Here is a 14,072-nt window from a genome sequence, read left to right as displayed (position 1 = left end):
TTTAATAAATATATTTGAGAAGGGATTAATTAATCCTCTTCATCGTCATCGTCATCATCTGAAAAATCTTTTTCGTCTGCATCTTCATCATCATCTCCTGAACCAGTATCTGGTTTATCATTAGCATTAGCATCATCCTCGTCATCATCATCCATATCGTCCTCTAAATCAAGCCCTTTAATTGGTTCAACAACTTCATCGATGATTATTTCATCATCTTCATCATAATTTTCAATTCTATCAGCCAGTTTTGTGCTCACTTTTACTAAATAAATGGTATCTTCAGTTCGTACTTCAACTGCTTCAACTAATTCATTTTTAGCGTTTCTAAAACTAATAATATTTGAATCATCATAACCATCTGGAAATTTATCAACCAATAGGTTTAAAATTTCATTGGTAAGTTTGGCGTAATCTACAATTACTCTTTTCATAAAATATTCTATAAATCTAATAAATAAGCGAAAATTAAAGGAGCTACAATGGTAGCATCGGACTCAATAATGAACTTAGGGGTTTTAATGTCTAATTTACCCCACGTAATTTTTTCATTTGGCACCGCTCCAGAATACGAACCGTAACTGGTTGTTGAATCTGAAATCTGACAGAAATAACTCCAAAAAGGAATGTCATGCATTTCCATATCTTGGTATAACATTGGTACTACACATATTGGAAAGTCTCCAGCAATACCACCACCAATTTGAAAGAAACCTACACCATTTGTACTGTTTTTAGGATACCAATCAGACAAGAAGACCATATATTCGATACCGGATTTCATTGTTGAAGCTTTTAAATCTCCTTTTATTACATAGGATGCAAATATATTTCCCATGGTACTATCTTCCCATCCCGGTACAATGATAGGCAAATTTTTCTCAGCGGCTGCATACATCCAGCTGTCTTTTAGGTCAATTTCATAATATTCTTCAAGAACACCTGAAAGCAACATTTTGTACATAAACTCATGCGGAAAATATCTTTCGCCTTTATCATCTGCATCTTTCCATATTTTGTAAATGTGTTTTTGCAAACGACGGAAAGCTTCATGCTCCGGGATACAAGTATCAGTTACACGATTTAATCCTCTTTCTAATAAATCCCATTCGTCCTGTGGAGTCAAATCACGGTAATTAGGAACTCTTTCATAATGAGAATGAGCGACTAGATTCATCACGTCTTCTTCGAGATTTGCACCAGTACACGAAATAATATGCACTTTGTCCTGACGAATAATTTCAGAAAAAATCTTACCAATCTCGGCAGTACTCATAGCTCCAGCCATGCTCACCATCATTTTTGCACCATTGGCTAATTGTTCTTCATATGCCTTAGCGGCGTCAACTAAAGATGCAGAGTTGAAATGCAAATAATGCTTTTCTATAAACTGACTGATTGGTCCTTTGCTCATTTTTATTTATTTAAATACTTAGAAATCAATTCGTTAAAATTAGTATTTCAAATTTAACGAATTTTTATATTGAATAATTGTTATTTATTTTTTGTCGTACCCTAATATTTTCAAAACATCGTCGGAGGTTTGTTGTTCGGAGAAAACCTCAGTAGCTAAAATACCATTTTCGTCTCTGTCTATTAATATATGTTTGGGTTGCGGAATCAAACAGTGATGCAAGCCACCGTATCCGCCAATCGTTTCCTGATAAGCCCCAGTATTAAAAAATCCTATGTATAACGGTTTTTCTTTGTTGTATTTGGGGAGATAGATTGCGTTCATATTTTGCTCAGAGTTGTAATAATCATCGCTGTCGCATGTCATTCCTCCTAATAAAACTCTTTCGTAAGTTTCATTCCAGCGATTCACAGCCAGCATGATAAAACGTTTGTTTATAGCCCAAGTGTCCGGTAGCGTTGTGATGAAAGAGGAATCAATCATGTTCCACTTTTCTCTGTCATTTTGTTGTTTTTGATACAATATCTGGTATATTGCACCGCCACTTTCTCCTACTGTGAAGGACCCGAATTCAGTGAAAATATTTGGAACCTCAACCTCGGCTTCATCGCAGGCAATTTTGATTTGATTGATAATTTCGTCAATCATATATTGATAATCGTACTCGAATGCTAATGAATTTTTGATCGGAAAACCACCGCCAATATTCAGTCCATCAAGTGTAGGGCACTCTTTTTTTAATGCAATATAAACTTTGATACATTTTACTAATTCATTCCAGTAATAGGCATTATCATTTATTCCTGTATTGATAAAAAAGTGCAACATTTTTAGTTCCAATTTTTTATTTTCCTGAATTTGTTTTTTGTAAAAATTGACAATGTTTTTATACCCTATTCCTAATCTTGACGTGTAAAACTCAAATTTAGGTTCTTCCTCAGCAGCAATACGAATTCCAATTTTGAATTTCCCTTTTATTTGTTCTTGTAAAAGATCAAGCTCTTCATAATTATCAATAATTGGAATTGCATTTTTATGACCATTATTTATTATTCGGGCTATATTTTCAATATACTGATCTCTCTTAAAGCCATTGCATATCACATAGGTGCTTTTATTAATTTTTCCGTTTGCCAGTAAGTTCTCAACAATATTGATATCAAAAGCAGATGACGTTTCAATATGAATGTTATTTTTAAAGGCTTCATTCATTACAAATTCAAAATGAGAACTTTTAGTACAATAGCAGTAGTAATATTTTGCCTCGTATTTGTTTTTCTCCATCGATTTACGAAACCAGCTTTTGGCTTTGTTAATGTTGTTGGAAATTTGAGGTAAGTAGGTGAATTTTAATGGAGTGCCATATTGTTCTACCAATTTCATTAAATCGATATTATGAAACTGAAGGTTGTCTTTGTTTAAAGTAAATTCTTCCTGTGGAAAATAGTAGGTTTGATTGATTAAATCAGAATATTTTGTATTCATTAGATGTCATAAATTTATAGATTAAAATATTGTAAAATAAAGAAACCCATAATTCAAACCCGAATATTTGCATAGATAATCTGAAGTTTTTCGTGATCTGCTTTCATGTATTGAAAAACATCAAAACTAAAGTTTCCTTTGATAGAATAAAAACGTTTCAATATTCTTAGAAAAGAGATATTGTTTCGGGTTTTATTACAACTATAATTTTGTTTGTTTTGACTTTTTTTCATTACTGCAAATGTAAAAAATATTATATACGTAATGCAATCCTTTTTATAAAAAATAATTAAGATTTATAATCCTGAAAGGCTTTAAGAATTAATTCATTTTCAACCATTTGATTGATTTTTATTTTTCCGATACCTTCTATCAATGCGAACTGGATGTTTCCATATTCGTTTTTTTTGTCGTGAATCAGTAATTCTAAGATTGGTTTGATATCATTTTCTTCAAAAACGATGTCGGTATAGATAGCCTTTATACTGGATTTTATCTGAGAATATTCTTCTATATTGATCAGTTTTTTATGTAGTGAAAGGTAACTCTCTAATATCATCCCAACGGCTATGGCTTCACCGTGCAATAAAGTTGTTTTGTTATCATTTTCCAAAAAATAACTTTCAATGGCATGACCCAGTGTGTGACCAAAATTCAACGCTTTTCGGATATTTTTTTCGGTTGGATCTTGCAGCACAATTTCATTTTTTATCTCGACTGAACGGTAAATTAATACATCAAAATCAGCAAAATCTATAGTCTTTAAATCTAAAAATTGCTCCCAATATTCTTTATCATAAATCAAACCGTGTTTCAGCATTTCGGCAAGACCGGAACGCATTTCGTTTTGTGGCACTGTTTCTAAATATTGAGTATCAATAAGCACCATTTTAGGCACATTAATAACACCGATTTGGTTTTTTAAATTTCCTAAATCCACCCCGTTTTTGCCACCTACAGAAGCATCGACCATTGCGAGTAAAGTGGTTGGAACGTGAATAAAATCAACACCGCGTTTGAAGGTTGATGCTACAAAACCACCTAAATCAGTGACAACGCCACCGCCTAAGTTAATGATAAGGCTTTTTCTGTCAGCCCCAAGTTCCGTGAGTACTTTCCAAATTTGGACGCAAGTCTCAATATTTTTATTTTCTTCGCCAGAATCAAATTCAATGATTTCAATTATAAGATCAGTTTCCAGAACAGGAAGAAAATGGGGCAGACAAAACTCATTAGTATTGCTGTCAACAATAATAAATAGGTTGGAGTATTTATTTTCTTTTAAATGAAGGTTTATTGCTTCATATCCTTTTTCGTTAAAATGTATCGGGTAACTGTTGGCTTGAATTGATTGCATCTGTATGGATTAATTGGAACCGCAAAATAAGGCATTTTTTGCTAAATAATATTCAAAACTCTGTCTATATTTGTACAAAAATCTAACAAATAATGGAAAAAATATTCAATAATACTCAAGTTGCCTTTTCATTAAAAAGTGATACGGAACTTGACAGAGCTTATTTTCTTTTCAAAATGATTGCTAATCAGCCTCTGGTACGTATTGGAACTGCAGTTACAAATTTTGCCCTTAAAGCCAATCTTCCTGTTGAAGGTTTGATTCGCGCTACGGTTTTTGACCATTTTTGTGGTGGGATAAATGAAGTGGACTGTCTTTCGGTGGTAGATAAAATGTATACCAAAGGAGTTTCCTCTGTTTTGGATTATTCTGTAGAAGGAAAAGAAGCCGAAGATCAATTTGATGCCGCGCTTGAAATGACCTTGAAAACTATTGAATTTGCGAGAGAACGCCAAGCCATTCCTTTTGCCGTTTTTAAACCAACCGGTTTTGGGCGTTTTGAATTATATGAGAAGTTGGGCGAAAAACAAACATTGACTCCAGAAGAACAGGCAGAATGGAATAGAGTGATGGCTCGTTTTGATTTAGTTTGTAAAGATGCCCATTCTAAAAATGTTGCTCTTTTGATAGACGGTGAAGAAAGTTGGATGCAAGATGCGGCTGATGATTTAGTGACCGAAATGATGCGCAAATACAATAAAGAAAAAACCATTGTTTTCAATACGTTGCAAATGTACCGTTGGGATCGTTTGGATTACTTGAAAAAATTACATGAACAGGCTATAAAAGAAGGTTTTTTTATCGGAATGAAATTGGTTCGTGGTGCGTACATGGAAAAGGAAATTGTTCGGGCTGCTGAAAAAGGATATCCATCACCAATTTGCGCTTCAAAAGAAGCTACGGATGAAAATTATGATGGTGCTGTGCGCTATATGACGGATCATTTAGAGGTAATGTCTGTTTTTGCAGGTACCCATAATGAGTCCAGCACTTATACGCTAATGGAATTAATGACGGAGAAAGGAATAAAAACTAATGATGACAGAATCTGGTTTGGACAATTGTATGGTATGAGCGATAACATCAGCTACAATATGGCCGCTAATGGCTATAATGTTGCTAAATATTTGCCTTTTGGTCCAGTAAAAGATGTGATGCCGTACTTAATTCGTCGTGCGGAAGAAAATACTTCCGTAGCGGGACAAACGAGTCGTGAATTAGAAATGATAAAAGCAGAACGCAATCGAAGAAAAGGGAAGTAGGAAAGTGGTCAGTGATCAGATTTTAGTATTCAGTTATATTAGAATTTATAAAAAGTTTTAATAAAAAACTCCATTCAGCTTATTGAATGGAGTTTTTTAATGTCAAATTTATGAAATCTAAAAATTGCTAAACTGCAGATTACTTAAATTTTTATAAATCCCATTTTCTAGAGCGATTAATTCCTGATGTGTTCCTTGTTCTGTGATTTTTCCTTTATCCAAGACCAAAATTTGATCCGCACTGCGAATCGTCGATAGGCGGTGCGCTATTATAATACTAGTTCTTCCTTGCATTAAAATCTCTAAGGCTTCCTGAACTAGTTTTTCACTTTCACTATCTAATGATGATGTGGCTTCATCCAGAATTAAAATACTTGGATTTTTCAATAATGCTCGGGCTATGGCAATACGTTGTCGTTGTCCGCCGGAAAGTTTAATACCTCTTTCTCCCACAATTGTTTCAAATTTTTCAGGGAAACTTTCGATAAAATTATAGGCATTGGCTTGTTTTGAAGCAGTAACAATTTCTTCTTCGGTAGCATTGGGATTTCCATAAGCAATATTCTCTCTGATGGTTCCGCCAAATAATATTACGTCTTGCGGTACAATACTCATGTTTCCACGAAGACTTTCTAAATCAAAATCATAAATATTTTTTCCGTCAACCAATATTTCTCCTTCATCAATAGTATAAAAACGCAATAATAGGGAAGCAATAGTCGATTTTCCGGTTCCGCTTGGCCCTACAATAGCAATTTTTTGACCAAAATTAGCCGTAAAATTGACGTCTTTTAATACTTTGATTTCTTTTCTGGAATGGTAACTGAACGCTACATTCTTGAAAGTGACATTGCCTTTTATTTTTTCAATTGTTGCCGGATCACGTACCGAATTAATTTTTTCAGGAGTTTCATCTAATAATTCAAAAACACGTTCGGTTGCGCCAATCGCTTTTTGGATTTGGGCATATAGTTCCGCAATTCCGCCAAAAGAAGCACCTACAAATGTAGAATACAACACAAACGAAATCAATTGGCCAACGCTCATTTCTCCGCTAATACTCAATCGAACACCAAACCAAACTACGGCAACAATAGCTCCAAAAAGACAGAAAATAATGAATGAAGCAAAATACCCTCGGTATTTCCCGCCTTTGATGGCAATTGCAACCACTTCTTTTATTTTTCCGTTGTAACGGGCAATTTCGTACCACTCATTGGCAAAAGCCTTAACAATACTGATGCCTTGCATGGTTTCTTCAACAATTACTTGACTTTCGGCCACTTTATCTTGAACATTTTTTGAATATTTCCTAATGAATCGCCCAAAAATAACCGCAGCAACGGCCACTAGCGGCATTACGGACAACATCAATAACGTCAATTTGATGCTTTCATTGGCCAATAAAAGAACGCCACCAATAATTAAAATGAATTGTCTTAAGAATTCGGCTATAGTAGATGTTAAAGTATCTTGTATCTGGGTAATATCTGAACTGATTCTACTGTTTAATTCGCCAACACGCTTTTGCGAGAAGAAAGACATAGGTAGTTTTACCAAATTGCTGTACAGTGATAATCGTAGATTAGCTAAAGTATTCTCCGTAAAATTGACAAATAAATACAATCTAAAAAACGAAAAAATGGACTGAAGAAATAAGATTACAATTAAACCACCCGCAATCATGTTAGCTTGAGTATTGTCTTTGTTTTTCACACAATCAATTAGCATTCCCATCAACTTAGGAAAAGCAAGAGCAGTCGCTCCAGTGAATAATAAAAAAACTAATCCTACATAAAATTTCCATCGGTGATTTCCTGCATATTGAAATATTACAGTTGCTTTTTGGAGTGAACTTGCAGTAATTTTTGATTTTGGTAAATCGTTTTCTTTGAACCTGGCCATTATCTATTGTTTATGTCGCAAATGTAAGACTATAGCGAATGAATACAAAAAAATACTAGTTTTTCATTACAAAGATAAAGTGCTATTATAGAGCACGAAAGAAAACTGAGTCACTATTTTATTGATTTTTTTTACTTTTTTGCTTGCAGATACGATTTCTAGCTGTATATTTGCACTCGCAATAAGGATATGAAAATATCTGCATTGTTTAGGGCAATTAGCTCAGCTGGTTCAGAGCACCTCGTTTACACCGAGGGGGTCGGGGGTTCGAACCCCTCATTGCCCACCATAAGGGACAAGGAAGAAAAATTCTTCTTTGTCCTTTTTTTATTTGAAAAATTTTTTAGCAGTCTGACTGAATCAAAAACTAACACTTCCTCCTATTTATCAAAGACATTTCATAGGTAATATTTATCCATGCGAATCAAGTGTTGAAAAAAGCTAAAAAAAAAAAGAAAGATATATCTTTCGAATTATTTGTAGGAAGATAAAATTAATTTGCTTTTACTTTGGCATAATGATTGTCTCTTTTAGGGTTGTACAAATTATTAGTGTCATACAACGATTTTATTTAAATTAATACTATGATATCATATATTTACTTGGCAAATGAAAATTTTTAATGACAAAAAGACTTAAATAAATATATGTCAAATCATAAAATACTTACTATTGACAATCTGTCACTTCAGGAATTTGATTCGGAAGCAGATTTAATTCCACTTTTGACTCCCGAAGACGAGGAGGAAATGAACAATGAGGCTTTACCTGAATTATTGGCTATATTGCCCTTGCGGAATATGGTTTTATTTCCAGGAGTTGTAATCCCAATTACTGCGGGACGCGATAAATCGATTAAATTGATCAATGACGCTAACGCTGCAGGGAAAACTATTGGAGTTGTTGCTCAAATCAATGAGGAAGATGAAGACCCAACCAAAGCAGATATTCATAAAATAGGTACGGTAGCCCGTATTTTACGTGTACTGAAAATGCCTGACGGGAATATAACGGTAATTCTTCAAGGTAAAAAACGTTTTGAGATTGAGACTGTTATTGATGAAACATCTTATATTACTGCAAAAATCAAGGAAGTTCCAGAGAAAAGACCTAAGAAAAACGATACTGAATTTGTTGCCATTCTGGATTCAATCAAAGAATTAGCGATTCAGATTATAAAAGAAAGTCCAAACATTCCCAGTGAAGCTACTTTTGCGATCAAGAATATTGAAAGCCAATCGTTTTTAGTCAACTTTGTGACTTCGAATATGAATTTGACAGTTAAAGAAAAACAAGATTTATTGGCGATTAATGAATTGAAAGAAAGGGCTTTAGAAACGCTTCGCTACATGAATATTGAGTTGCAAAAACTCGAATTAAAAAATGATATTCAGTCTAAAGTTCGGTTTGATTTAGACCAACAACAGCGTGAATATTTCCTGCACCAGCAAATGAAAACCATTCAGGAAGAATTAGGTGGCGTTTCTCAGGAAGAGGAAATGGACGAAATGTTACAGAAGTCCTTGACCAAAAAATGGGACGAGAAAACCAAAAAACATTTTGATAAGGAATTGTCTAAAATGCGTCGCATGAATCCCCAAGCGCCTGATTTTGGTATTCAAAGAAACTATCTGGAGTTGTTTTTGGAATTGCCTTGGAACGAATATTCTAAAGATAAATTTGATTTAAAAAGAGCACAGAAAATATTAGATAGAGATCATTTTGGTCTTGAAGATGTTAAGAAAAGAATGATAGAACATTTGGCAGTTTTAAAATTGCGAAATGATATGAAATCCCCAATTATTTGTTTGACAGGACCTCCCGGAGTTGGAAAAACATCTATTGGACGCTCTATAGCAGAAGCTTTAGGCCGAAAATATGTTAGAATTTCTCTTGGTGGGTTGCGTGATGAAGCGGAAATTCGCGGACATAGAAAAACGTATATAGGTGCCATGCCTGGACGAATTATCCAAAGCTTGAAAAAAGCCGGAACCTCAAATCCTGTTTTTGTTTTGGATGAAATCGATAAATTATCAAACAGCAACCAAGGTGATCCGTCATCAGCATTATTGGAAGTTTTAGATCCGGAACAAAACAATTCTTTTTATGATAATTTCCTTGAAATGGGATATGATTTGTCTAAAGTGATGTTTATTGCTACATCGAATAATATGGCTGCGATTCAACCTGCGTTGAAAGACAGAATGGAAATCATCAAAATGTCAGGCTATACGATTGAAGAAAAGGTAGAAATTGCACGTCAGCATTTGTTTCCAAGACAATTGAAAGAACATGGTTTGACAACCAAAGATTTAACTATTGGTAAAAAACAATTAGAAAAAATTGTCGAAGGATACACACGTGAATCCGGAGTTCGTGGCCTAGAAGCTAAAATTGCTCAAGTAATCCGTAACGCAGCAAAATCCGTTGCAATGGAGGAAGCGTATAATAAAAAAGTAACGGATGACGATATCATAAAAACGCTAGGTGTTCCAAGGCTAGAAAGAGATAAATACGAGAATAATGATGTTGCCGGAGTAGTAACTGGTTTGGCCTGGACCTCTGTTGGCGGTGATATTTTGTTTATAGAATCGTTGCTTTCCCCAGGAAAAGGAACCATGACAATTACCGGAAACTTGGGTACAGTAATGAAAGAATCTGCCACCATTGCTTTAGAATATATTAAGGCCAATGCATCATTTTTAGGATTGGATTCAGAGCTACTTTCTAAATATAACATTCACTTACACGTTCCGGAAGGAGCCACTCCAAAAGACGGACCAAGTGCAGGAATTGCAATGCTGACGTCCTTAGTTTCGTTATTTACACAAAAACGAGTGAAGAAAAACCTAGCCATGACAGGAGAAATTACTTTACGTGGGAAAGTATTGCCAGTAGGCGGAATCAAAGAAAAGATTTTGGCTGCAAAAAGAGCCAATATTAAAGAAATTATTCTGTGTCATGAAAATAAGAGTGATATTGATGAAATAAAACCTGAATATCTGGAAGGACTTTCTTTTCATTATGTAAAAGAAATGAGCGAAGTATTGAAATATGCTCTAACTGATCAAAAGGTTAAAAACGCTAAGGATTTGTAATAAAAACAAATTCTAAATTTAAAATCCAACTTCTAAAACTTGATTTTCAAGCAAAGGAATTTGGATTTTTTTATTTGTAATTACCAGTTTTAAAGTTGCCATTTATTGTATTTATAATTTTATCTTCGCAGTTGCGTTTTACTTATACAAACTCCAATTTAAAGCATGCTAAAAAAACTATATCTGTACTCTTTTATTTTTGTTTGTGCTGTGTCTTACAGTCAAATAGGAGGGAAGTACACCTATCAGTTTTTAAATTTAGTGACCTCACCAAGACAGGCAGCTTTAGGCGGGAAAGTGATTACAATTTATGATGAGGATGTCAATCAGGTCCATTTTAATCCGGCTACTATAAATGCAGAAATGGACAACCATTTGGCTTTGAATTACGGGAGCTACTTTAATGAAGTGACTTATGGAACTGCTTCGTACGCGTATACATACGATCGTCATTTACAGACCTTTCAGGCGGGTATAAATTATGTAAATTATGGTAATTTTGAAGGATTTGATGAAAATGGCCAGCCTACGGCAGCATTTACTGGAAGTGAAATAGCGCTTTCTTTCGGGTATGCCTATAATATTCCCTATACGAATATTCATATTGGTGCGAGCGCTAAATTGATTTCTTCAAATTTAGACATTTATAATTCTTTTGGTGGTGCGTTAGATATAGGCGCTCTTTTTATTGATGAAAAAAATGATGTCAATTGGGCTTTGGCCATTCGAAATATAGGCACACAGTTTTCAACGTATAATGGTACAAATGAAAAACTGCCACTAGAAATAATCGCAGGAGTGTCACAGGAATTAGAAAATGTCCCTATTCGCTGGCATCTTACTTTAGAGAATTTACAGCAATGGAATATTGCTTTTTCAAATCCAGCTAGAGCTACATCTTCATTTAATGGAGAATCAACCGAAGAGAAGGTGTCATTTGTAAATAATGCTTTGCGTCATGTAATTATGGGAGTAGAGCTTTTTCCTAAAAGAGCCCTTAATTTGCGATTGGGATATAATTTTAGACGAGCCGAAGAATTACGTATTGTCGAGAAACGTAATTTTTCAGGAATTTCATTGGGTTTTGGACTTAAATTAAATAAACTTAAATTTAATTATTCATATTCAAGATATACCTTAGCAGGAAATACAAGCCTTTTTGGATTGACAATTAATTTTCAAGAATGATTTTGATATAACATTGAACTTTAAATTTTACATTTTGAACAAAAAAATCACCATTGCGATTGACGGTTTTTCATCAACCGGAAAAAGTACTTTAGCCAAACAACTCGCAAATCATTTTGGATATGTATTTGTAGATACCGGAGCAATGTATCGTGCCGTTACTTTTTTTGCGATGCAAAAAGGATATGTTAACGCCACTTTTTTTGATAAACAAGCATTGATTAATAGTTTGTCAAATATTAAGTTGCAGTTTAAATTCAATACTGATTTGGGTTTTGCCGAAATGTATTTGAATGATGTGAATGTCGAAACTGAAATCAGAACGATTGAAGTGTCTAGTTTTGTCAGTAAAGTAGCCGAAGTTTCTGAGGTTCGCAGTAAATTAGTCGAACAGCAAAAAGAAATGGGAAAAGACAAAGCAATTGTTATGGACGGCAGAGATATAGGTACCGTTGTTTTTCCGGATGCCGAGCTTAAAATATTCATGACCGCCAGTGCAAGCACAAGAGCAAAAAGACGCTATGACGAGTTAGTTCAAAAAGGCGATAGTATCACGTATGAAAAAGTTCTCAAAAATGTAGAAGAGCGGGATTATATTGATACTCACCGGGAAGATTCTCCCTTGATAATGGCCGATGATGCGATAGAAATTGACAATTCACATTTAAATCGTAAAGAGCAATTTGAGCTTGTTTTAGAATTAGTAAATGAAATTACTAAAACGATATAATTAGTTGCAGATTTAATTTTTAATAGTAGATTTACGCCTTGTAAATTTTTTAAAACAAAAAAAACAATTCATCGCATGGGAATTAAAAATAGATTGGTAATAATGAGTTTTCTTCAGTTTTTTGTTTGGGGAGCTTGGTTGATTACCATTGCAAATTATTGGTTTGGCACCAAGAATTGGGAAGGAACTCAATTTGGATTGGTTTTTGGAACTATGGGAATTGCTTCTTTATTTATGCCGACACTAACCGGAATTATTGCTGATCGATGGGTAAATGCTGAGAAATTATATGGAATTCTTCATATTTTGTATGCTGCAGTATTATTTTTTATCCCACAAGTTACTACTCCGGAAACCTTTATTTATAGTATGCTTTTAGCAATGTGTTTTTATATGCCAACGATTGCTTTGAGTAACTCAATTTCTTACACGGCTCTAAAATTAAACAATAAAGATGTAATCAAAAATTTCCCTCCAATACGGGTTTGGGGAACAATCGGTTTTATTGTTGCTATGTGGATCACTAATTTGACCGGAAATAAAGCAACGGAATATCAATTTTATATTGCAGGTTTAGCAGCAGTACTTTTGGGAATTTACTCTTTTACGTTACCCAAATGTAAACCGCAGCGCTTGTCTAAAGAGAATGCTTCTGTGATGGAAACACTAGGATTAGAATCCTTTAAGTTATTCGCAGATTATAAAATGGCTTTGTTCTTTGTTTTCTCCATGTTTTTAGGAGGCGCTTTACAATTAACAAATGCGTACGGAGATGTTTTCTTGGATGAATTCAAACATTTTCCAAAATATGCTGATTCTTTCGTAGTGGAATATTCAACTATTATCATGTCGATTTCTCAAATATCGGAGACTTTATTTATTCTTGCGATTCCTTTTTTTCTAAGACGTTTTGGTATCAAACAAGTGATGTTGATCAGTATGCTGGCTTGGGTATTGCGTTTTGGATTATTTGCTTACGGCAATCCTACAGACGGGTTATGGATGATTATTATGTCCTGTGTGGTATACGGAATGGCATTTGATTTCTTTAATATATCAGGATCATTATTTGTTGAAACCACCACAGATCCAAAAAATCGTTCTTCGGCACAAGGATTGTTTATGATGATGACCAATGGTTTTGGAGCGGTTTTAGGAAGTTTTACTTCGGGATGGGCTATTGATAAATATTTTACTAAATCATTTAATAATACTACAGATTTGGCTGGTTTTCTGGAAACAGAAACGACGAATTCAAAGATGTTAGAATTTGTGACTGCTCAAGGGAATACAATTACGGCTGATGGATTGTTTAGTAAAGCCATTTTTATGAAAGACTGGCATACCATTTGGTTGGCTTTTGCTATGTATGCACTGATAATTGCCTTGGCTTTTGCCGTTTTATTCAAGCACAAACACAATCCTGTAGATTTTGAAAATGTAAGTCATTAGAAAGGAAAGAAAAATAAAAAAAACCGATAACTAAAAATAGCTATCGGTTTTTTTATGCTGGTAATCAAATATTTACATAACTAGCCCCGAGTGAAGCGGCATCCTTTTATACAGTATCCAGCCTTCAAAAGGCTAGATACTGTATAAAAGATATAGCGGAAAGCGGGAGTAATCGTCATAA

At 34.2% G+C, this 14,072-nt stretch carries 11 protein-coding genes and 1 tRNA gene; 6 read left to right on the top strand and 6 right to left on the bottom strand.

All coding sequences use genetic code 11. From position 1 onward, the window contains the following. Window positions 1–29: 29 nt before the first annotated feature. The 5 genes from EKM03_RS08235 to aroB form a co-directional block, all read right to left on the bottom strand. A complete protein-coding gene (locus EKM03_RS08235; RefSeq protein ID WP_126740167.1) occupies window positions 30–434 on the bottom strand; it encodes a DNA primase in 405 nt (134 codons plus the stop codon). An 8-nt stretch (window positions 435–442) separates the two neighbouring features. Further along, complete coding sequence (locus tag EKM03_RS08230; protein WP_126459548.1) at window positions 443–1,414, bottom strand: deoxyhypusine synthase family protein; 972 nt, start codon at window positions 1,412–1,414, stop codon at window positions 443–445. Between the two features lie 84 nt (window positions 1,415–1,498). Continuing rightward, window positions 1,499–2,899, bottom strand: a complete 1,401-nt coding sequence (locus EKM03_RS08225) for an arginine decarboxylase (RefSeq protein ID WP_126459553.1) — start codon at window positions 2,897–2,899, stop codon at window positions 1,499–1,501. A gap of 53 nt (window positions 2,900–2,952) precedes the next feature. After that, entirely contained in the window at window positions 2,953–3,132 is a 180-nt protein-coding gene (locus EKM03_RS08220) for a hypothetical protein (RefSeq protein WP_126459556.1), read from the bottom strand. A gap of 56 nt (window positions 3,133–3,188) precedes the next feature. Continuing rightward, window positions 3,189–4,256: a 3-dehydroquinate synthase gene (aroB, locus tag EKM03_RS08215; protein WP_126568882.1), complete on the bottom strand. Its 1,068-nt coding sequence runs from the start codon at window positions 4,254–4,256 to the stop codon at window positions 3,189–3,191. 92 nt (window positions 4,257–4,348) lie between these two features. On the opposite strand from aroB, the gene EKM03_RS08210 reads away from it, so the two are divergent. Further along, the gene (locus EKM03_RS08210; RefSeq protein WP_126459563.1) at window positions 4,349–5,518 is read left to right on the top strand and encodes a proline dehydrogenase family protein; all 1,170 of its coding nucleotides are present in this window, start codon (window positions 4,349–4,351) and stop codon (window positions 5,516–5,518) included. Window positions 5,519–5,635: 117 nt separating this feature from the next. Here the strand turns inward: EKM03_RS08210 and EKM03_RS08205 are convergent, their stop codons facing one another. Next, on the bottom strand, window positions 5,636–7,423 hold the full coding sequence (locus tag EKM03_RS08205; protein ID WP_126740166.1) for an ABC transporter ATP-binding protein: 1,788 nt from the start codon (window positions 7,421–7,423) through the stop codon (window positions 5,636–5,638). A gap of 211 nt (window positions 7,424–7,634) precedes the next feature. On the opposite strand from EKM03_RS08205, the gene EKM03_RS08200 reads away from it, so the two are divergent. The 5 genes from EKM03_RS08200 (at window position 7,635) to EKM03_RS08180 (ending at window position 13,891) form a co-directional block, all read left to right on the top strand. Then, window positions 7,635–7,712 (top strand) — tRNA-Val (locus EKM03_RS08200). A gap of 358 nt (window positions 7,713–8,070) precedes the next feature. Beyond that, window positions 8,071–10,521: an endopeptidase La gene (lon, locus tag EKM03_RS08195; RefSeq protein WP_126459571.1), complete on the top strand. Its 2,451-nt coding sequence runs from the start codon at window positions 8,071–8,073 to the stop codon at window positions 10,519–10,521. Between the two features lie 165 nt (window positions 10,522–10,686). After that, window positions 10,687–11,709, top strand: coding sequence for a type IX secretion system protein PorQ (porQ, locus tag EKM03_RS08190; RefSeq protein WP_126563737.1), 1,023 nt, complete (start codon window positions 10,687–10,689; stop codon window positions 11,707–11,709). Window positions 11,710–11,743: 34 nt separating this feature from the next. Beyond that, the gene (cmk, locus tag EKM03_RS08185; protein ID WP_126459577.1) at window positions 11,744–12,439 is read left to right on the top strand and encodes a (d)CMP kinase; all 696 of its coding nucleotides are present in this window, start codon (window positions 11,744–11,746) and stop codon (window positions 12,437–12,439) included. Window positions 12,440–12,514: 75 nt separating this feature from the next. Continuing rightward, window positions 12,515–13,891 (top strand): nucleoside permease, encoded by a 1,377-nt coding sequence (locus EKM03_RS08180; RefSeq protein WP_126459580.1) that lies wholly within the window; start codon window positions 12,515–12,517, stop codon window positions 13,889–13,891. The last annotated feature ends 181 nt before the right edge of the window (window positions 13,892–14,072 follow it).

The organism is Flavobacterium sp. GSP6 (assembly GCF_003984855.1).
Taxonomy (GTDB): Bacteria; Bacteroidota; Bacteroidia; order Flavobacteriales; family Flavobacteriaceae; genus Flavobacterium.
This window is presented reverse-complemented; position numbering and strand designations above follow the sequence as displayed.